Source organism: Leptothoe sp. ISB3NOV94-8A (assembly GCF_043421595.1).
In the GTDB taxonomy this organism is placed as follows: Bacteria; Cyanobacteriota; Cyanobacteriia; order Phormidesmidales; family Phormidesmidaceae; genus Leptothoe; species Leptothoe turfae.
Genome location: NZ_JAXSQW010000001.1, coordinates 2,328,550 through 2,347,807, shown reverse-complemented (window position 1 = coordinate 2,347,807; position 19,258 = coordinate 2,328,550). Strand labels below are relative to the sequence as shown.

General features: G+C 45.1%; 17 protein-coding genes. 7 read left to right on the top strand and 10 right to left on the bottom strand.

All coding sequences use genetic code 11. The features are described 5' to 3' along the window. The first annotated feature begins 340 nt into the window (after positions 1–340). Complete coding sequence (locus SPB21_RS10165; RefSeq protein WP_499866470.1) at positions 341–2,191, top strand: metallophosphoesterase family protein; 1,851 nt, start codon at positions 341–343, stop codon at positions 2,189–2,191. A gap of 74 nt (positions 2,192–2,265) precedes the next feature. Here SPB21_RS10165 and SPB21_RS10160 read toward each other — a convergent pair whose 3' ends face one another. Next, the gene (locus tag SPB21_RS10160) at positions 2,266–6,750 is read right to left on the bottom strand and encodes an HD domain-containing protein (protein ID WP_499866469.1); all 4,485 of its coding nucleotides are present in this window, start codon (positions 6,748–6,750) and stop codon (positions 2,266–2,268) included. Positions 6,751–6,753: 3 nt separating this feature from the next. After that, positions 6,754–7,056: a Pepco domain-containing protein gene (locus SPB21_RS10155; RefSeq protein WP_006514213.1), complete on the bottom strand. Its 303-nt coding sequence runs from the start codon at positions 7,054–7,056 to the stop codon at positions 6,754–6,756. A 124-nt stretch (positions 7,057–7,180) separates the two neighbouring features. Here SPB21_RS10155 and SPB21_RS10150 point away from each other — a divergent pair, with 124 nt between their 5' ends. From SPB21_RS10150 to SPB21_RS10130, 5 genes are all read left to right on the top strand, one after another. Then, positions 7,181–7,510: a hypothetical protein gene (locus tag SPB21_RS10150; protein WP_499866468.1), complete on the top strand. Its 330-nt coding sequence runs from the start codon at positions 7,181–7,183 to the stop codon at positions 7,508–7,510. After that, on the top strand, positions 7,492–7,728 hold the full coding sequence (locus SPB21_RS10145) for a DUF2283 domain-containing protein (protein ID WP_499866467.1): 237 nt from the start codon (positions 7,492–7,494) through the stop codon (positions 7,726–7,728). The genes SPB21_RS10150 and SPB21_RS10145 overlap by 19 nt, the downstream gene beginning before the upstream one ends. Positions 7,729–7,813: 85 nt before the next feature. Beyond that, the gene (locus tag SPB21_RS10140) at positions 7,814–8,098 is read left to right on the top strand and encodes a hypothetical protein (RefSeq protein ID WP_499866466.1); all 285 of its coding nucleotides are present in this window, start codon (positions 7,814–7,816) and stop codon (positions 8,096–8,098) included. Positions 8,099–8,227: 129 nt separating this feature from the next. After that, positions 8,228–8,728, top strand: a complete 501-nt coding sequence (locus tag SPB21_RS10135; RefSeq protein ID WP_499866465.1) for a helix-turn-helix domain-containing protein — start codon at positions 8,228–8,230, stop codon at positions 8,726–8,728. Between the two features lie 100 nt (positions 8,729–8,828). After that, positions 8,829–9,074, top strand: a complete 246-nt coding sequence (locus SPB21_RS10130; RefSeq protein ID WP_499866464.1) for a hypothetical protein — start codon at positions 8,829–8,831, stop codon at positions 9,072–9,074. A gap of 105 nt (positions 9,075–9,179) precedes the next feature. On the opposite strand, the gene SPB21_RS10125 is transcribed toward SPB21_RS10130, so the two are convergent. Both SPB21_RS10125 and SPB21_RS10120 read right to left on the bottom strand, forming a co-directional pair. After that, positions 9,180–11,207, bottom strand: coding sequence for a S41 family peptidase (locus tag SPB21_RS10125; RefSeq protein ID WP_499866463.1), 2,028 nt, complete (start codon positions 11,205–11,207; stop codon positions 9,180–9,182). Between the two features lie 430 nt (positions 11,208–11,637). Next, a complete protein-coding gene (locus SPB21_RS10120) occupies positions 11,638–11,784 on the bottom strand; it encodes a hypothetical protein (protein WP_499866462.1) in 147 nt (48 codons plus the stop codon). Between the two features lie 87 nt (positions 11,785–11,871). On the opposite strand from SPB21_RS10120, the gene SPB21_RS10115 reads away from it, so the two are divergent. Continuing rightward, a complete protein-coding gene (locus tag SPB21_RS10115; RefSeq protein WP_499058428.1) occupies positions 11,872–13,584 on the top strand; it encodes a TAXI family TRAP transporter solute-binding subunit in 1,713 nt (570 codons plus the stop codon). A gap of 47 nt (positions 13,585–13,631) precedes the next feature. Here SPB21_RS10115 and SPB21_RS10110 read toward each other — a convergent pair whose 3' ends face one another. From SPB21_RS10110 to SPB21_RS10085, 6 genes are all read right to left on the bottom strand, one after another. After that, a complete protein-coding gene (locus SPB21_RS10110; RefSeq protein ID WP_163669482.1) occupies positions 13,632–14,537 on the bottom strand; it encodes a hypothetical protein in 906 nt (301 codons plus the stop codon). A 260-nt stretch (positions 14,538–14,797) separates the two neighbouring features. Beyond that, the gene (gene phnE / locus SPB21_RS10105) at positions 14,798–15,622 is read right to left on the bottom strand and encodes a phosphonate ABC transporter, permease protein PhnE (RefSeq protein ID WP_163696177.1); all 825 of its coding nucleotides are present in this window, start codon (positions 15,620–15,622) and stop codon (positions 14,798–14,800) included. A 111-nt stretch (positions 15,623–15,733) separates the two neighbouring features. After that, positions 15,734–16,627 carry a phosphate/phosphite/phosphonate ABC transporter substrate-binding protein gene (phnD, locus tag SPB21_RS10100; protein WP_163669486.1) on the bottom strand — a complete coding sequence of 298 codons (894 nt, stop codon included), beginning with the start codon at positions 16,625–16,627 and terminating at the stop codon, positions 15,734–15,736. 78 nt (positions 16,628–16,705) lie between these two features. Further along, complete coding sequence (phnC, locus tag SPB21_RS10095) at positions 16,706–17,470, bottom strand: phosphonate ABC transporter ATP-binding protein (RefSeq protein ID WP_250565139.1); 765 nt, start codon at positions 17,468–17,470, stop codon at positions 16,706–16,708. Between the two features lie 231 nt (positions 17,471–17,701). Further along, positions 17,702–18,550 (bottom strand): YwiC-like family protein, encoded by an 849-nt coding sequence (locus SPB21_RS10090; protein WP_250565563.1) that lies wholly within the window; start codon positions 18,548–18,550, stop codon positions 17,702–17,704. Between the two features lie 132 nt (positions 18,551–18,682). Next, positions 18,683–19,192, bottom strand: coding sequence for a globin family protein (locus SPB21_RS10085; protein ID WP_499866461.1), 510 nt, complete (start codon positions 19,190–19,192; stop codon positions 18,683–18,685). Positions 19,193–19,258: the final 66 nt, after the last annotated feature.

Sequence of the window (19,258 nt, the reverse complement as noted above, 5' to 3'; positions counted from 1 at the left end):
TTCGCTCCCCTCGACTCCGCTCGGGGAGCACCACCAAACTTTTTGTGAAGGCAAGCCAACAGACAGGCTAACCGCGTAAAGTTTCCTTGAAGATAAGCTTCTCTTAAAAGAGAAAGACCAAGTTAATCAACTTCAGTTAATCTTTTATTAAAGTTCTTCTCATTTGATCTTCATTACTGGCGTATTTTTCGCCCGCTGAGAAGCCTCCTTCCAGCCTTTACCGCTGCTGGGATGAACCGATCTGGAAGATGCGCTATTTAGCCATGTCTTTCAGCTGAAATCATAGTTCGGATCAGCAATGCCCCTGATTTAAAGAACATCACATCTATCGCTTGAGCTTATGCCCTCAAATCGTTTTAAGCTGTTTAGCCATGCTCTGTTAGCAACGCTAAGCACGAGCCTAATGGCTGTCTTGCCCGCCCAGGCAGCCACCTTTCGTGTAAACCCCTATTTGCAACAGCCGTCTTCCGACGGCATGTACTTCACCTGGTTCACTGAAGCAGACATTGCGGGTACCCTCACGATTACTGGGGCTGATCTCACTACACCCCTCACATTCACTAGCAATCCTTCCTTAGAACCCGTTTTGGCTTACACCAATGCCGAAAAGGGTCAGGAAATTGGTGATCTGGGGCAAGGTTCCTGGTTACTGGGTGATAATAACTACAAGCACACGATTGATGTACGTGGCTTAGCACCCAACGCCACTTACGATTACACCGTTGCTCTGGGTGACAATATATTCAACTCTACCTTCAAAACAGCCCCCACTGCAGCTGATTGGGATAGCATTCGCTTTATTACCTTTGCCGATAGTGAAACTCAACCGGCAGGTCGTCTCATTGGTCGTGATTGGCAGCAGGGAGCTTTAGCACCAGGGTCAGCAGCTCGTCCCGATCCAGAGAGCAGCCTGTGGACTGAGACCTTTGGCACAACCGGTACTCGCCTCCGCTATGCCCTGACTGAAACAGAAGGGTATGCGGCTAACCTCGCTATTGTCAACAGTCGTCAGCCCGACTTCTTGATGATGCCTGGAGACCTGATGCAGGGTGGCGGCTATCAGCCTGGCTGGGATGAGTTCTTCCGTCACAATGCGGGTGAGGTTGATAGTGGTTTATCTGAGTATCCATTGCTGCCTGCCCTAGGCAATTGGGAGAACTTTGGTGCTCTCAATGGTGGCTATGGTATTGATGCCGATGGTCGCTTTGGGCCTAAGTTTGGCCGTGATAAGTTCCACACGTACTTTGATGCGCCTGACAATGGCACACCTGAGCATCAAGACAACTACTACCGCATTGACTACGGCCCGATTACTATTCTCACTTTAGATAGTTCTAATGGTGAGCCTGACGATATCCGCGATAACTATGGTGGCGAAGGCCAGCCCCCGAAAATCAGCGGTCTGGAATTTACTGGCCCCGGTACTGATACTCAGCAAAACTATACTCGTGAACAGTATGAAGCAGCTGGTGGCACTGACTTAGCTGACTTTAATCCTGGCAGCCCCCAGTGGAATTGGGTAATTGAACAGCTTGAAGATGCCCGTGCCAATGGTCAAATCATCTTTGCTCAGTTCCACCATGCCCCTTACTCTAGCGGTACCCATGGTTTTGCGATGAATCATGAGCTTTCCAGTGGTCAGGGGGGAACGCCCTTGCGTCAGTACCATCCCCTATTTGAAGAGTATGGTGTTGTTGCTGTTTTCTCAGGTCATAGCGAGATGTTTGAGCGCAGCTTTGTTGACGAAGATGGCGATGGCGTTGGCGTGCAATACTACGATGTGGGTGTTGCAGGGGACGGTCTGCGTGGCGAAGTTCGCACAGAGGATGGCCAACCCCTAGGGTATAACGCTTTCAGCCAATGGACGGCTGACCAGGATGAACCCGAGCTGTGGCAAGAGGTTGATGGTGTTTTACAGATCATTGAAGGGGGTAAACACTACGGCCATCTTGAAGTGAACCTTGAGCGTCAGGGAGAGAATACGGCAGTCACCTTTACTCCAGTGTATAGCTTTCCGCTGCTTGACAGTGACTACAGTTTGCTAGGCACTGAGCGGCGTGTATACAGTGATGAGATTTCATTATTGCTTACTTCAGAAGGAACGATTGCTCCAGTTCCTGAACCGGGTGTAGTGTCTGCGCTGGCGTTATTTGGCCTGTCTGCGCTAGGACTTAGAAAGCGCATTTCTTAAGCCTTAGAGTCAATTAATTAATTCCAATGCGAACAAGCGAGAGTATGGAGAGAAGCCTGCTCTCGCTGCTAGTTTTATGTATTTTCACAACTTTCAGGTAACTTTAAATTTAGGATTTCTGAAAATAGGGACAGCCTACTGATTATCTCTGAGTACGATTCGTCTAGAATCAAGGCAGCACCTAAAATCCTCGTAATATGAATGCTTTCGTTTTGCAGAACATCTTCAGAATTATCCAAGTATTTTCTAAGTTTTCTTGAGATAACGACTAAGTTATCTTCATCCTGCATCAGATCATCTAAATGAGAAAAAGATATTTTTGGAATCTTAAAACCCAAGGATTCAAACTCAGAAAAAAACGATACAATCTCTGAGCTTCTTTCTTCAAACGAGGCGGCAAGGTATACAAAATCAGAAACTTTCAGGCTATTAGCTGAACTACCATTACGAAATAAACGTGATAAATACTTATAAAACTCATCTGAAATCTTCTGTGAGGCAACTAAACTAGATGAATCAATAGATGTAACTCTTAATCCAAAACCCTCATACTTATTCAAAAGCTCAACGACATCTTTGGGAGTGACATCCAAATACTTTGCAATAGCTAGAATACGACTAATGTCAATATTTTCTTTGTCCCAAGGTGCGACACCATCAAAGTTTATAGAGAAGATATTTGACTTTTCGCTAAGATGATTTAGGCTTGAATGATCGTCTTTTAGCGAAGGGATTATCAGCCCTAAAGATTCAAACTTCTTAAGCCGGTTATATGATTCAAAAACACTTTCATTAAGTTTTTGGGCTCCGAGAAGTAACCTTCCAAAAGAAACAAAATTCTCTTCTAAAGGCTGTTCCCCATCAAGTTTACTGGAGAGTAATATAACATCTTCTTGTTCAATCGATATGTTCTCTAGTTTCTCAGGATCTATTTCTGGCACTTTTAGCCCCAACGCTCTAAATTTATAGAACCTCTGATATACTTCGGGAAGAGATTCACTTAATTTTATCGCCAATAAAACTAATCGAGGTATTGAGATGCTATGGCTTTCTAATGGTGATGTACTAAATTTACTTAGGTTATTGGAAAGGGCTATTATATCCTCATCTGATATTTCTACGTTGTCTATTTCCGAAGAATTGTAGGTTGGAATCTTTAGGCCCAGTTTTGAAAAGTTTTCAAATCTTTTAACTGTTTCCTGAATTGATTCTCCATTCTTTGATGCCGCTAGTACAATATGGGCTGGCGAAACAGTTTCATGAATCAGATCAGGGAATCCATATTCCTCGCCTAATGTTATACACATGGAATCTTCGGAGCCTAGTTCTGGACTATTGTTGGAAAATTTTTCTAAAACTTCCCGTCTTGAACCTACGAAAAGATCTTTTGTTACTTTAGATTCACTCCAAAGAAACAATCGATATGGCAGAACCCACCATGGCATTTGATTAGCAAAAAAACTTAATGAAGTAAAGCCATTTCTGAGCCAACTTATTCTTCTGTCAAGGTAAAAGCATTTTGTTTTTGAAATATTAACTCGATTATCTTTTAGGAAAGAGTTCTGATCTATTTCGATTAGTTTATTAGCTTGACCTAAGATTTCAACTATGGAGGAAGTGAACTTTGGATACCTATTGGACATTACCCAAAGCCAACTCATGCTCAAGTTATCCCAATCCAATAACTTGACTAAGCTACTTTCAAGGCACTGTTTAACCCAGCTCTTATCCCAATTAACAATATCTTTTCTATCTACAGTAAGTTTTGGTCTGTACTGACCAAATAAATTAACTATAAAACCAGGTTGACGCTTTTCTGTCTTAATTCCATCAGCTAGTATCCATCCGTTTGCCCTAAACTCATCAGAAGGGACCCACCACAATTGCATATTTTCATTTGTGCAACTAATACAGTCAGATTCCAAGATTTGAGGATGTTTAAGCTTTCCCGGTTCCCAAATGTCTCGTCTACCAAATTGGTAGGCTTCCATTTCAAACTCTGCAACCCAGACTAGTTGGCGCAAAGTCTCTATACAGGAAATCAGTTTTCCTTTGTGGTGAGAACGATTCAAATACAGCCTAATAGTTGTCCCAGATCTTTCTCCATTACCCCTACTACGTACCCGAAATAAACCGCTGCTACCTGGAATTTTGACATCAAAATATTCACCAACATCGCCTTGTCTACTAAAACGGCATGTAGAGATTTCGATCTCATCAGCTAGCATAAAGTAGCTAAGTACCCCTACTCCAAACTGACTATTTGGATAAAGCTTTACACCATATTTGGACCATTCTGCCTGTTCTTCTATAAACTCTGGCAAATCTGAAAATTTCTTGCCGGCACGAGCAAAACACTGAGATATCTGCTGCATGCTCATGCCGATACCATTGTCTTCACACTCAATATAAGCTCTACCTTCTTTGTCAATGCTTTGGCGAAATATAATCTTTCCTTCCCAACTTTTCTCTTTTTGTTGATTCTCATTAGTAAGCTTCAGGTATTTTAGACGCGCTTCTTTATAACGACATGCATCCAAAGCATTTTGGTAAAGTTCTCTGATTGCTAATGTTGGATCACCATAAAGCTGCTCTCCCATAAGCAATTCCCTAACTTCGTCATGGGAAAGCTGAAAATTAATATGAGGCGTTTGATAGGCAGGCTCTCCATTATGGAGAATAGGTTTAATCCCATCCGGCAAAACATACTTAAGTAAGCCTGATAAACTCTCTAGTCCTGAAACATTATTAACAACTTTCTGTAGTACATGAGCTAGCGCATCGCTACAATATTCAACATGTTCATGTAATGCAAGATCAACTGCTTGATGCCCGCAATCAATAACAAGTTTTCGACCTTGACCAGCAGGCCTCCAACTAGCTTTTGAAATCGTTTCAAGTGTTTCTTCTAAAGAAAGTGGATCAGACAGTCCTACATGATCAACAATCACCTCTGATAATGTTCGTACGTCAATTGCTAATGAAGCACTTAGCTTTAACAAATAGGCAATAAGTTTTTCTCTGATTTTTTGTTCTTCTCTATAGCTACGGCCAACAACAGAAACCTCTGTTTGCAATGATTCAGGTCTATCACTACGATCAATTCTCTCAAAATTTGACAGCATACATCTTGAGAGTTCAATCAATCTATCCTTGGTTAAGGTGTCTCGAACCAATCTCTGATTACTTTTCTCTGCTTGATGCAAGCCTTGTAAAAGCAAATCAGATATATATCCACCTTCAGACTCAGGCTGCCAAATCTCTAAACATTTTACTAAACAACGATGCATCAACCACGACATGACAGCATCTTTTGACGCAAAATCTTTTTGTTCTTTTAATCGCTTAGCCTTTCTTATAAATCGTGGCTGAGCCTGATGTAAATTATCTAATTGGATGCGTAATTTTTCTCTTTTGCAATTTGCCTCTAAGGATAATGCGTCATTCTGAGACGCCTTTGCAACACCACTCGCTAAAAGTGCTTCACATACAAAAGGTACTGTTACAATCAGAGCAACTTCAGCTAAGCTAAGCTCAAGCGGTGGATCAGAACGTGTGATTAAAAGATCAAGACGGTCTAATACCCTTACTGGAAAATTTTCATCTCTCCAGGCATCATTTGGCAGCAGATCCTTTGTCCTTTTCCACTGCTGCCAGCAAGCTGCTAGAATTTCTGAAACTTGTTTTTTGAGCTGATAAGCTGTTGACTTTTCGTCGTTAGCTTCTTCTGGCCATAAGGGTGCATCTAGTACAACAATAGACCAAGGATCAAGACTACTTTCAGAATCTTCGTCAGGCTGAATTCCTTCACAGATAACGCGTTGAAGTGTGTCGTCTTCAATTTCACTTTCCAACAGACGACGAATTTTTTGTGGCCTTCTACTATGAGTCTCAATAAGATTGTTTAGCTCATTCTGGGTAGCCTCTAAAACTTCACTGAGATTACTAGCTGGATGTTCAGCATCTAATGCTTGAGAAAATGCTTGGGTAAATAGGCTAAATCCATCTTCACCGCGTACATATTGGCTAACCTGCCCTGCTCCACAGGCAAATACTAAAATATAACTGCGATGTGTTGCCTTTCTAACATCACCTTGGCTCCATTTAGTTAAACCAATCTCTTTAACACCAAGTTTGACTCCATGACGACAAGCATCCACAACAAACAAAACAGTTTTGGCATTACATTTGTCTATGGCATCATTTAATGTGTCTAGAGCAATTAGATATTGGGCAAAAACAGGATCATCAGGATAGTCAAAATCAGCGTCTGAGGGGATCAGATAATCCTTACCCTCATAATGTATGCCATGTCCCGAAAAATAGAGCAGTAATACATCTAATCCCTTTGCATTACGTAATTCCTTACGAAGTGCCTTCAGGATTTTGTTTTGACCAGTCTGCTCAATACCTTCTGACCCAATTGCTCCAACGCTATATCCAGTATTCTCTAGCGTAGAGTGCAGAATTTCTAAATCACGACGTACGACCGGCAAATCCTCAAGTGCATCACTTTCATACTCAGGAACCCCAACCAATAATGCTCGACGCTTTTTCATTCACTACTCCGAAAACGTTAACGTAATTGCACCTTTGCCACCCAATTTAGCCGTACCAATCAGCTCGACACCACCCTCAGCAGTGACTTCTACCTGAATTTCAACCTCCTTTAACTTAAAGTCACCAACTTTCTTAATATCACCAAGTGCTGATGCTACACTCTGGCACACGTTATTCAAATTTTCACGAAGCTTTTCAACTGGAATATCCCGTGCAACGACGTCCCTATCCAATGAAAACAAGCCTTTGACATCGTCATCCACCTCTTCATCGGGTTGAGTAACCAAAAATGGGATATTTTCCATAATTTATCTGACCCTGGCTAGTTAAAAGTTTGCATTATCAATTAAGCTACCCAAATATAAACGAAGCTTGATAGATAAGGCTTCAGTGGATGTAAACTAACTTAATCTAATCACTTTAGAGGCAATGAGCTGTTCATTCTATTGCCCATATTTAAATGCTGACATTGAACTCAGTGACGAACGAGAGCAGCACATCATTGATCGTCATCCAGGCACTTTGCCCGACTATTCAACTCAATTAGCAGAAACCCTTAGCAATCCCGATCAAATTCGTCAAAGTACTCGGGATGAAAAATCCTTACTATTTTCCAAATGGTTTGAAACAATTCGCACAGGCCGTTACCTGGTTGTAGTTACCATTAGCGATAATGATCCTGTAAGGCACTGGATTATCACAGCCTATACAGCTCGTAGACTTTCAGGAGGTGAAAAAATATGGCCGACCGACGCTTAGTCTTTCGTTACGACCAAGAAGGCGATATTTTGTATATCGATCAATGCCCTCCCTACCCACAGCAAGAATCCGAAGAAATTGGTGATGAAATCATCGCTCGCCTCAATCCAGAGTCAGGTGCAATAGAGAATCTGGAAATCTTATTTTTCTCTAAACGGTTCACTGCAAACGAGCAGATAGAGCTACCTATCGAGATGGATTTGCGCCTAGCTAGTTAGACATTAAGAGAGGAGAAATTAATAAAATCCATGGTCCTCAAAACGACGATTAGAGGACTGACCGGAGTCACATGGCCTGGTGGATATGAGCAAACCTTTCCTAACACCGCTCAAAGCATCGCTTATCATAGGAGATAAGTTGTCACCGTCCTCCATGGTTCAATCCGACCGCAGAACCTATCTACCCCCTAGCACTGAGTTACCCGACTCAGACGATATCCCATTCGAGCTTTACAAATTAATAGATAACATCTATCAACTACAGCTAGGCGAACCATTCTGGATGCCCGAAATCAACCTAGCCATTGACCGCTATCAAGGCACAGCAGGTGGCATTCAGCAAGAACTACTTGGCTGGTTAGATACCTAAGGCAAACGCTACCTAACCCCAGAAGAAAAGGCCGAGCGCCTGGCTGCTCGACTACGGGAACTCGGAGAAGACCCCGACCAGATTTAATACCCTATGGTTAGCCACAACTAATTCACCACCCCTTCCTCAATGACCATCAAACCTGGTAGCAAATACTATCCGCTGTTTGAGCATTTGCAAAAATGCAACGAGGATGCAATTACGCTTACATTTGCCAAAATCGAAGCGGTGTTGGATAACACCTTGCCCACTTCAGCATTTAACAAAAAAAATTGGTGGAGCAATCGTGATAGTTCCAGCGCCCTTCAGGCCAAAGCCTGGGTTCATGCTGGCTATCACATCGAAACTGTTGATCTAGCGCAACAAACAGTTACCTTTCGTAAATTTCAGGCAGAATACAACATTCAGAAAAAGGATGGGGCTGTTGTTTGGCAACAGGATGCCATTAAGGCCCTGCGTAAGCACATGAGCCTGACCCAAGCCCAATTTGCCCAAGAGTTAGGTGTGCGTCGACAAACGGTTAGCGAATGGGAAAACGGCGTCTATGATCCCGATCGCTCAAAAACAAAATTTCTAGAACTGATTGCTAAACAATCCAATTTCCAGAAAATGTTGTCAGAACAACAATAGTTGTTTGACTTGTGTCCGGTTAGCGGTCAAAATAAGTTATGCGATCAGGTGTACTCCTGGCGCAAGTTTTTGATCATTACTATTTCGGAGATTACAGCTGATGCTGACCGATCCAACCAAGGGGGCAACTGCGCCCACAGTTCCGCCTGCTTCAGAACCGCTAGCTGAACATCAGTTTGAGATTGTTCGCCATATGCTCTTTGGTAGCCTTACCAGTGTGCACCGGACTATCCAAGAGCTGCATAGTAAGCATTATGCTGAACCCAATGATTGGAGTAAGCCTATGTCTACTGGACGGCCTAATGAGGTGATGGCGATTTTGACGAAGAAGGTGAGAGTGGCCTAAAAGAGCAGCTTTTGGTATAGCTCGATGGGGAGCTATCTACAAAGGAGTATGCTACTGACAATAGAGCATACTCCTCTGGCTTATACAGTCTCTAAGCAACAGAGACTAAAGGTCTAACATCCTGGATGCCACGTATTCATTCGCGTTGAAACCTGCCAACTCTAATAGCATTGCTCCAGCTGGTAGAGAGACTTCAATGGACTGAATACCGTCTGTAACTTCGAAACTCTCAATCGGACGACCATCAACATAGATGTCAACACGGGTAAGCCCCAGGGTTTCTACTTGAAGGGTAAGCGTGTTTTGATTCAACGTAGTTGTCACATTCAACCTACGCACAGACATCCTCGATAGGATCTCTCCAGCCTTGTTAAGGAGATCGATATTGCCTAATAGCAAATCATTCTTTGTTATGTGGTAGCGGGAATCTGGTGTGATCCCTAAATCTTCCACCGGGGTACCTGCTTGTTTGCCAACCCGGAGGGTACGGCGGATAGCAACCCGCATATTAGCCCCGCCGGGTAAGTCCTCATAGGGTGTTCCATCATCCGGTGGACTAGGAAAGCGTAATAATGCTTGCAACAGACCATGGGTCCAAACATTGGCACCGCCCGCTCCCGTATTATCATCGATGCCAAGTACATGGCCAATGTCATGATCTTGGAAGCCTGCTGCAAAAATATCGGTTGCACTGTAACAACGGGCATCGGTGATCAGTACTACGGGGCCGTGATATCTCTGGCCGATTTGATTGGCAAAATCAACGGGCGTAATGGGAAAACCACCTGAGTAGACAGCACCCGTTTTTACTGAACGACGAATTGAAGGTACCCAAGCTCCAAGGTCAATTTGACCGGTGGGATTGGTTTCATGTCGCTGACAAATACGTAGGTTGAGAGACGTATTAACAAACTGAGTAGGCTGTGGTGCTATATCGACAGGCGTTAGCACCTGTAGCAGGCCTTCACTGGCCCAAATGTGCCCCCCCCCATTGCCCCGAACATCCAGAATTAAACCATTCTGCGGTAGTAATTCAACTAACCGAATAAACTCGTGAATAAATGCCCCTGGATCATTCACACTAAACGTAAAGATCCGAATGTGTCCAAACTCTCCAAAGGTTGTGTTCACACTTTTTGCGTGGAAAACACTACCCATGGTGGTTGGCACTGTCTGCCCGGCAACCGCTTTTTGGGTGGATAGTTTGGTTTCTTTCGTTTCTGCTGCCAGTACTTCTGGCGCAAACAGCATTTTCTTTGTTTCTTGAGTGATATGAGCTTCTAAATCAATCCCCTGAGAAGCTGCGCTTGTACTCAATGAATCTGCATTAGCCTCAACAAACGTTGGCGGGGAGGACGTCACAATCCAATCTTGCTTAATTTCGCGATCAATACCGTCAAGATCGGTGTAACCAATCACAACCCACAACGCGTCTGGTGGTAATGAACGTACTAAAGGACGAATAGTGAGTCCATCAATTCCACGAACATGGCGGGCTGCTAAATTACTGCCTGCATGTAAATCTCCAGATAATGCAATGGCGCGACCAATCGGCACCCCATTCCAAAGCTTGATTTCTACACCCGTCTTAAAGTGTGGATGCGAGAATCCCTGAACAAAGTGAGTGGCAATATAATGTGGCTCACCGTTTTCAAAATATTCTTCAATCTGGAAGGGTAAGAAAGCAATCTTGCCTGCAAATGGAAAAGGTAAAAGATAGTTTGTATGTAGATCCCGAACAGAGTTGAAAATATCCAATATTTCACTGTGAAATGTCAGTTCACTCTCTAATTCGGCATCCGTTTCTTGTTCAAGGCGATGTTTGATTAGACGCAGTTTTTGAATAGGATTGACCCCATGCATCGATTCCTTTAAAGGCAAATGAACAAAATTATCCTCAAAAAGAATGAGAGCTTGTTCAACGATTTGTTTACGTTTATCGAGACTTAAGACACCAGCAGCCGTCTCAAGAAAAGTTTTTAGGTCAGTTGCATCAGCTAACTGTTGTTTAATAGCAGGATGAACGCTATTTAAAAAAGTAAGACCAATCTTTTCCTTATCATGACCATTCAACTTGGAGCTTCTTGTCGCTGACGTGATTCTTTTTGCTCGTTTTGTATCTAGTCGCACCATGGTTTTTCTCCCACGACATTATATATTACGGTTGACAGACATCTTTTTGCAGAGTGTCTGCGTAGAGTGTCTGCAGAGTGTCTACAATTCGCGCAATCGTTGACTATTCGGCTTCTGAAAAACACTTTCTATTGGCTTGTTTGCTTGTCTAAACCCCTTAGCATAAGCTTGAAAACTTACTAGAAATTGGGCTAGCTAGTTAGCTCTTAGAGAAAAAGATCATCTATGTTCCCAGCATGATACCCTAGGCGGAAAAACCTCTGCCTAAGCTCCAAAATCGTGACGATTAGGTCGTAAAGTTGACAATTCAATCTAAGAACTTAAGTATAGTCACCATTTTTAAGTTCGCTTTGATCTATTTAAAGTTTATTCATCATTCCGTCTTAAATTTTGATGCTTTAGTGTTGGTTGAGATCGCTAATAATGGCCTTTAATCCATGCGTACTACAGCCTTTGAATCGATTACTAACATTCCCGGATAGGGAATACTCTTTTTGCCATTCCGTATATAGGCCATCGTTTCTTCACTACACACGACAGCATCAAATTGCTCTGCTTCAAATGTTTTTGGGGCCATAAGAAGTTCTACTGTATACCTTAGGCCAGACTCGCCGATTGCTGGCCAAATAGCCATAATAGACCCAATGTACAGCAGGTATTCTTGATGTCTCAGCCTGAAACACCTGAGAAGCAAAACTGGATTGATCGCCAGCTAGATCAGTTGCTCAAGCTGTTAAACGATCGCCTGTTTAAGCCCCTGGATCAACTGACGATTTTGCTGCGGCTATTTCTGGTGATGGCTCTGACAGTATGGTTTGGTTTTACGGCTGTCGACCTGTGGCATTCGGTCAGTTTTAATGTCACCCATCGGCCAATTTATCATGTCAATTTTGCTGTGGGTGGCTCTGGGGGAGAAAGCTATATCCTGGGTAAGGCCATCAAACAGGTGGTTGAAAATTATCATCCCAATATTCGTCTGGATTTATTAGAAACCGTAGGCTCTGTCGATAATATCAACCGGTTAGACGCCGGAGAAGCTGAGCTGATTACGGTGCAATCTGACATTACCCCTGGTCCCAAAGCCCAAGCTGTTGCCACGCTTTATCGGGATTTATTCCAGCTACTGGTACAGGATAAAAGCAGTATCGACGAGTTTACAGATCTCAGAGGGCAACGTATTGGTGTACAGCGAGAGAGTGGGCAGTTTCTATCATTTTTAGAAGTTGCCAACCATTTTGATCTGACGGCTGAAGACTTTGATTTTGTTGGGGTGGATGATGACGAAGCGGCCTTTGCCTTTGAGACGGATCGGGTGGATGCAATTTTTCGGGTGCGGGCTCCTGGTAACTGGATTATTCAGGATATGGTGCAATATCACCGGGGACGCTTATTGCCCATTGAACAAGTCTCAGCCATGAAGATTAAGCACCCGGCATTTAAGGCGGCGACCATCCCTAAGGGGACCTATCACGGTAGTTTCCCCATCGTGCCCCCCAAGGATATTCCCACCGTGGGTGTGTATAAGATGTTGTATGCCAGTAAGCAGACGAATAAGCGGGTGGTGCAAGCGATCGCAACCATTCTGAAGGATCATCATCAAGAGATTTCGAACGCTATTTCACGGGATACGGTTGAGGTGAAACCATTGGTGGCCAACATTGGTCGGCCTAGCAGCAGTTTTGGCATTCCTATTCACCCTGGAGCCGTTGCAGCCTATAAGCAAACCAAAACAAATCCGTCTTTTGTTGCAAGGAACTTTGATTTTTTGGCATTGTTGTTATCTATTGTTGTACCCATTGCATCCTGGATTTGGGAGTTGCGATCGCGAGCTGAAAAACGTGGTAAAAGCCTCTGTGAAGGCTACATCAACGATGTGATCAAAGTTATGGATGACGATGACGACGCTGCTCCTGAGCAAACCCTGGAAGAACGGCAGAGTATGCTGTATCAAATTTTTGACCGGGCTGCAAAACGGTTAGTGGATGAAGATATCTCCCAAGAAGCATTTCGTACATTTAACGAAGCCTATAAAACAGCCTGTGAGAAAATTGAACGGGATATAGAAGCCAAAGCACAGCACCATCAGTCTATCCAGCAACATCTAACGGCCCAGTATATTCAGGACCTGGTGGTGATTCATCAGGCCGATACCCTATCTCACCAAGACAGTTCGCAGCAAATGGAGCGGGTACTGCAGCGTGTGCTGGATGATTTGGCATGCGATCGCATCTCCCAAGAATCTTTTCGTACGTTTATAGAAGTCTATAACACGACAAAAGAGTCTCTTCAGCAGAATGGTAGAGAAGGCTTAGAGGAGTTAGACGCAACAGGAGAAATCAAAAATATTTCCCTACAATCAACAAAGATAATCTCGTAGGGGCTGCGCCTCGTGCCAGCCCTGCAAAGCCTACTCAGGCTACGTCATTATCTTGTCCAGACGCTGCCACCAAATCCCCCAGTTTTACGAGTGGCGCTCAATCGTCCAGCTGAGTCAATCTGCAATTCCATGTCACCGGACTGGTTAATGCGGCCCTTGGGCACATCCGACCATTCTCCAACCACCCGATTTCCCTGAATTGTACCGTGGAAGACATTGGTCCAGGTTGAGCCACCATCACCACTTTCGCCGTACCACCAAAGAGTGTTACCAATCTGGTTGAGGTAATAGGTACCCCCATCATTTCCTCGCCACTGCCCAGATAGGTTTTGGGTTGTCTGAGGTGAGTCTACCTGGGGTGAGTCTGTTAACCCTTGACTAAAGCGAAAATCATCTACATTGATGTGCCCCCAACCACTAGACGATTCATCCACAATGCGAATCACGCCAGCTCTGCCAGCATAGGGGGTTAAATCCCAGGTAACGCGCTGCATAGTCTCACTATTCTGGCCAGAGGCCATTAACTGGGGCTGACCGTTGACCACCAGTTCAACACGGGTTTGAGGGCTGCTGCCACCTCCGACCAAAAAGCTTAAGGTCCCCGAGGGAATCCTAAATCTGGCTGAGGTCAATGTGCCTTGAGGCCTATCTCCCTGCACTGCTCCCGGACGTTGCCCTGGTCGTCCTTGATAGTTTTCATAACCGCCAATCCAATATTGCCCCTGGTGTTGAGAAGCTTGGCCCCGATTGCGAGCAGTCGGATTGTCGCCCAGGGTGGGCTGGTTAGCAAAGGCTGTTCCCGTTTGCTGCCAGCCCTGTAGGTTGCCCTCCTCAAAGTTGAGGGTAAATGGCAAACTTGGATTCGCCTGAACCCGCCCTTGCATAAGCAAAGAGGCGCTAGCGGTTGCAATCATCAAGCCAATGCCAAATTTACGACGCCATTGAGCGGTCATAGGTATAATCTCCTCGATTACGGTTAGGTGTGTTACGTCATTCGTCTCTAATGCTGCCTTTCCTTGAAGCTGCAATATCACTACATAAAGCAGCATCAGAAAACGTGCGTTATCCGTAACTCAGGGGAGAATGAGCCAAATTATGCAAAAGGGTAGAAATTTATAGCAGTGTTCGATTGGGATGGGTGTATTTCGATGGTGTTAGGGAGCGGGGAATAGAGAATTGGGGGTGTTTTGGGGCGTTTGCAGAACTATAGCGCTTACTCAATAAAGCCTTTGCGTAGATAATTGCTGAAGCCATCCACCAGGGTGACCATCGCTAACACCACGATCAGTAATGCTGAGACCTGTTGATACTTGAGAATACGTAAAGCGCTGATAATTTCTAACCCAATTCCACCTGCGCCAACGGCTCCTAAAACCATGGATGCTCGGAAGTTATATTCCCAGCGATAAAAGGTGACATCGGTCATCTGGGGAAAGACCTGGGGCAAAATGCTATGGACAATGACCTGGGGGGCAGTTGCACCTACGGCGCGGGCGGCTTCGACTGGGGCCTGGTCGCTAAGTTCAATGGCTTCAGCAAAGAATTTACCCACCATACCAACCGAATGTAAGCCTAAAGCCAAGGTGCCTGGGAGCTTACCAAAGCCGACTGCTGCCACTAAAATCATGCCTAAAATCAGCTCTGGGATGGCACGGGTAATATTCAAAATGGTGCGAGCACTGTGCAAGGCAATGGGATGGGGGGTAGTATTTCTGGCGGCGAGTAACCCCAGGGGTAAGGAGAGGCCAAGGGCAAGGGCAGTGCCAGCAATGCTCATGGCCAATGTGTCAAAGATCGGCTCAATCCACTGGGGAAAACGGCTAAAGTCAGGTGGCAACATCTCCCCCATCAGCTTGAAGATAGCTGGAATGCCGTCAGCCATGCGTTCGATGTTGAACAGTTCGACACTGATAAAGCTGATGATGATGAGACCGAGGAGGAGTAAGACTCGTATAGTGTGTCGGAGCCATCTGCGTTGGTGTTGTCGCAGGATGCTATTGAGTGGAGAAGAGTCAGGGGGTTGACTGTTGGTGGTCATAGGGGAGAACTTCCTGTGATGGAATTGTGTTTAGAACTGTCCTCCCCTTTAGGGGAGGTGCTGCAAGCAGAGGGATTCTAACCGCTAATGCCAACACCTAACGTTAAAGACTCACTGCACAAACTCTCCTAAATCCAAGTTCAAAATATCGCCTGCCTTACGAATGCCGTTGTAATCTTTGTCTTCCATCGCCGCAAATCCATCGGCCTTAAATGGTCCCAATACGGATTCATCATTCAGCTCCAAAAATGCTGTGCGAATGTTTTCCTTCAGGGCTGGATCTAAATCAGAGCGCATGGTCCAGGGATACTGAGGTATGGGTTCTGATTCGGCAATAATGGTTACTTTCTCAGGGTCAATAGTGCCCTCCTCTACTAAAGACTCAAAAATGGGACGGCTCAGGCCCCCTGCTTGGGCATTGCCATTCTGTACAGCCAGGGCAACGGCATCGTGGGCACCTAAGAAAACGGCCTCATAATTCTCTCCTGACTTGAGACCCGCTTCAGCTAAGGTCAACTCAGGAAATAATCGGCTGGAGGTGGAAGCTGGATCGCCTAAAGCAACGGTTTGGCCCTCAATATCAGTAAACTCATCTACTCCAGCCGCTACATTGCCAATAATGATGGATGTATACATTGTTGAGCCACCTTTTAGGCGGGCGGCAAAGGGCTCTAGATCACTCTTGGTTTTGGCTAAAACATAGGATAGGGGACCAAAATAGGCCAGGTCTAACCTCCCATTACTTGCGGCTTCGATCATGGATGAATAGTCTGTGGTAACAACTAGCTCAATCTCTTTGTCTAGGGCTGCTTCTAAATGCTGGACCAGACCCTGGTTGTCTTGGATGATCGTAGCGGCGTCTTCGTCTGGCAATAAGGCAACAACTAATTGAGATGGATTCGCTTTCTCGGCGGTTGATGAGTTTGAACCAGTGCATCCAGCTAAGGTAATCACTCCTATTAAACCAATACTGGTCATTCCTTGTTTCAACTTGATGCTAACCATGATGTTTTTCTCCAACAGATAACAACTTATAAATGGTTGCGATTACATGCTTGCGATCGCACCCCTCGCCAATCGCCCCTACGATACAACCGCCATTGTCTGGTCAGTATAGATTTCGTCCAACGTGTGGTGCTCTAGCACAGACGGCGGGCCATCAAATATAACGCGACCATGGGCTAAGCCAATAATGCGATCGCCATACTGTTTGGCAAAATCCACCTGATGCAGGCTCAGTAACGTGGCAATCCCATCGGTTTTACAAATGGTGCGCAGTAAAGACAGCACCTTATGGGCACTCGTTGGATCTAAGCTGGCAATCGGCTCGTCTGCCAACATGAGCTGGGGCCGTTGTGCCAAAGCACGGGCGATACCAACACGCTGTTTTTGACCGCCACTCAGAGCCTTGACCGGTGTAAGCGCCTTATTCATTAACCCCACTCGCTTCAAACAATCTACGGCAAGTCGTTGATCTGTCTGGGGTAGAGGAAATAAGCTACGCCAAAATGAATGGTAAGCCAATCGCCCCATTAGGACATTCTGTAGAGCAGAATGCCGCTCAATCAGCTGATGCTGTTGAAAAATCATACCGGTACGCTGACGATGCAACCGTAATGCTTGGGGCGTGGACAGTTCTCCCATCCCATCAACCATTACCCGTCCTTGGGTTGGGGGCGTTAAATGGTTAAGCGTTCGCAAGAGTGTTGATTTTCCAGCGCCGGACAAGCCCAGTACCACTACAAACTCACCACGATTGAGCTGTAATGATACAGATTTCAGTGCAGTGACACCGTTCCCATAGGTAACACCCACATTCTCAAGACCAACAATTGCAGCTCCTTGCATTGACACGCCCCTTCTGGCTATAACCCCATTGCTGAATTAGCGATGGACCATTGCTTAATTAGCATGGACCATTGCTTAATTAGCGATGGACTTACGCCCATGTGGGTGAACCAATAGCATATAACTACAGAGGTAGGGTTGATTATTTTGCAGAGAAAAATCCCATCAGCCAGTTTTTGTAGAGGCGATTAAAGGGATGCCAGGTTCCCCTTTTCTCTTACTGAATAGATTTCACATTGATGCAGGAAGATGGGCTGGCAGGAGAGAGATCGCCGTAATCGCGAGAAAAAGAATAGATGAGAGAGTTTCCAGGCTCGCTACATACTGAATTTGAGCTGCTTTATACCAGTCTTGCCAGCCGATAACCAAACAAAATCTGAGTAACGCTATGCTAAATGCTGACGCTGTAACGGGAGCCAGCCAATTGCAATAACAAAGTGTTGCAAGCGATAGAATAGCGATCGCATGGTACACAATGCCTGGCATTAATGCTGCTGTCCGGGTTTTACGCAGCTTGACCGTGAAGATAGCACTGCCAAAAAAGCAGGTGTTTAACAGCCATAGGCCAACAATGGCAGCGGTGACAGTACCCGTTGTGGCGATATAGGCAAACGGTGCCGTCAGGCACACAGCAGCAAAGGTGAGGAGTTCATTGGCAATGGACCGGTGTTGCCGCTGGAAAACTGCGATCGCATCTAAAATTAACGTTGCGATCGCAGCCCCATATAGCCACCAAAGCATGGGGGATTTCAGCGCCAGATAAATCGCAATGCCCAAGGCAAGGCTGCCATATAGCCCACCCCAAACCAGAAAACGAGGCTTCCAACTACGCCGTTGCCGGATTTGTAACACCAGTGGATGTTCCGCCTGAAAGCCAGCAAAGGCACTGATCAGCACCAGGGTTGTCGTCCAAGTCCACTGCTGTGCTGCCGCTGCTCCCGTCAGAAATGACACCAAAAGCACGACATACACCCCATGCTCTGGCGAAAGAATTGGATGGTGCCAGGCTGGAACGTGGGAGCCAGCCTTAGGAGCTTGGGACGTATCAATAGTGGGGTTACTGGAATCAGAAAACGTCATAGCCTTATCCCCTGAAATGGTTCACTTAAAATGGCTCACTGCCCTTAAGACGAGGATAGTCTCATAAACATCAACGTAGCTGAAGCCCACGGCAGGTGCAAGCTCACTGCCCTGCCAGGGACACGATCTAAATTAAACCGAGACTGTGTTTTTAGGATTGAGAATTTCCGCAGGATAATCCGCACCTTCTAACATAATTTCAGTAATCGCTGCATAGGCCTCCGCCCAGGCAGCTGAAATCTCGGGTGTCCAATTATCTTGCAAGATAGTCTCCATGGACTTCAGTAATGTACCACCTACCATCGGGTAGTGCTCCGGCAGTACTCCATACTTAATATGACGAGTGCCCAAACCTTGCAGTGCTGCTGTTAATACATCAGGTTTAACAAGATTCTCCACCACCAATACCAGAGAAGCAAACAACTTTTTAGGTTGCTCCTCCATATTCGTATGGGCAAACAGAGGCTTTACCTGAGGATAGTCCGAAAAGAGTGTGCTGTAGAAAAGGTCACTAAACGCAGATTGATCTTCCTTTAGGAGAGTAAAGCTAGTCTTTAGCAAATCAGGGTTTAAGGCCATTGCAGAAACAATCTCTACTGTTGTTACCTCAACAGTCTGCCAAGATACCCTGCGCATCACCATGAGCTACCTCATATAGGGAATAGGGAAGCGATACACTGAGTCACTGAGTCACTGAGTCAATTTACT

Coding starts and splice junctions, on each gene's coding strand:
- SPB21_RS10165 (WP_499866470.1), top strand. CDS start 341: ATGCCCTCAAATCGTTTTAAGCTGTTTAGCCATGCTCTGTTAGCAACG.
- SPB21_RS10115 (WP_499058428.1), top strand. CDS start 11,872: ATGTCTCAGCCTGAAACACCTGAGAAGCAAAACTGGATTGATCGCCAG.
- SPB21_RS10120 (WP_499866462.1), bottom strand. CDS start 11,784: ATGGCCCCAAAAACATTTGAAGCAGAGCAATTTGATGCTGTCGTGTGT.
- SPB21_RS10125 (WP_499866463.1), bottom strand. CDS start 11,207: ATGGTGCGACTAGATACAAAACGAGCAAAAAGAATCACGTCAGCGACA.
- SPB21_RS10135 (WP_499866465.1), top strand. CDS start 8,228: ATGACCATCAAACCTGGTAGCAAATACTATCCGCTGTTTGAGCATTTG.
- SPB21_RS10140 (WP_499866466.1), top strand. CDS start 7,814: ATGAGCAAACCTTTCCTAACACCGCTCAAAGCATCGCTTATCATAGGA.
- phnE (WP_163696177.1), bottom strand. CDS start 15,622: ATGACCACCAACAGTCAACCCCCTGACTCTTCTCCACTCAATAGCATC.
- SPB21_RS10145 (WP_499866467.1), top strand. CDS start 7,492: ATGGCCGACCGACGCTTAGTCTTTCGTTACGACCAAGAAGGCGATATT.
- SPB21_RS10090 (WP_250565563.1), bottom strand. CDS start 18,550: ATGACGTTTTCTGATTCCAGTAACCCCACTATTGATACGTCCCAAGCT.
- SPB21_RS10155 (WP_006514213.1), bottom strand. CDS start 7,056: ATGGAAAATATCCCATTTTTGGTTACTCAACCCGATGAAGAGGTGGAT.
- SPB21_RS10150 (WP_499866468.1), top strand. CDS start 7,181: ATGAGCTGTTCATTCTATTGCCCATATTTAAATGCTGACATTGAACTC.
- SPB21_RS10160 (WP_499866469.1), bottom strand. CDS start 6,750: ATGAAAAAGCGTCGAGCATTATTGGTTGGGGTTCCTGAGTATGAAAGT.
- phnD (WP_163669486.1), bottom strand. CDS start 16,627: ATGGTTAGCATCAAGTTGAAACAAGGAATGACCAGTATTGGTTTAATA.
- SPB21_RS10110 (WP_163669482.1), bottom strand. CDS start 14,537: ATGACCGCTCAATGGCGTCGTAAATTTGGCATTGGCTTGATGATTGCA.
- SPB21_RS10085 (WP_499866461.1), bottom strand. CDS start 19,192: ATGGTGATGCGCAGGGTATCTTGGCAGACTGTTGAGGTAACAACAGTA.
- phnC (WP_250565139.1), bottom strand. CDS start 17,470: ATGCAAGGAGCTGCAATTGTTGGTCTTGAGAATGTGGGTGTTACCTAT.
- SPB21_RS10130 (WP_499866464.1), top strand. CDS start 8,829: ATGCTGACCGATCCAACCAAGGGGGCAACTGCGCCCACAGTTCCGCCT.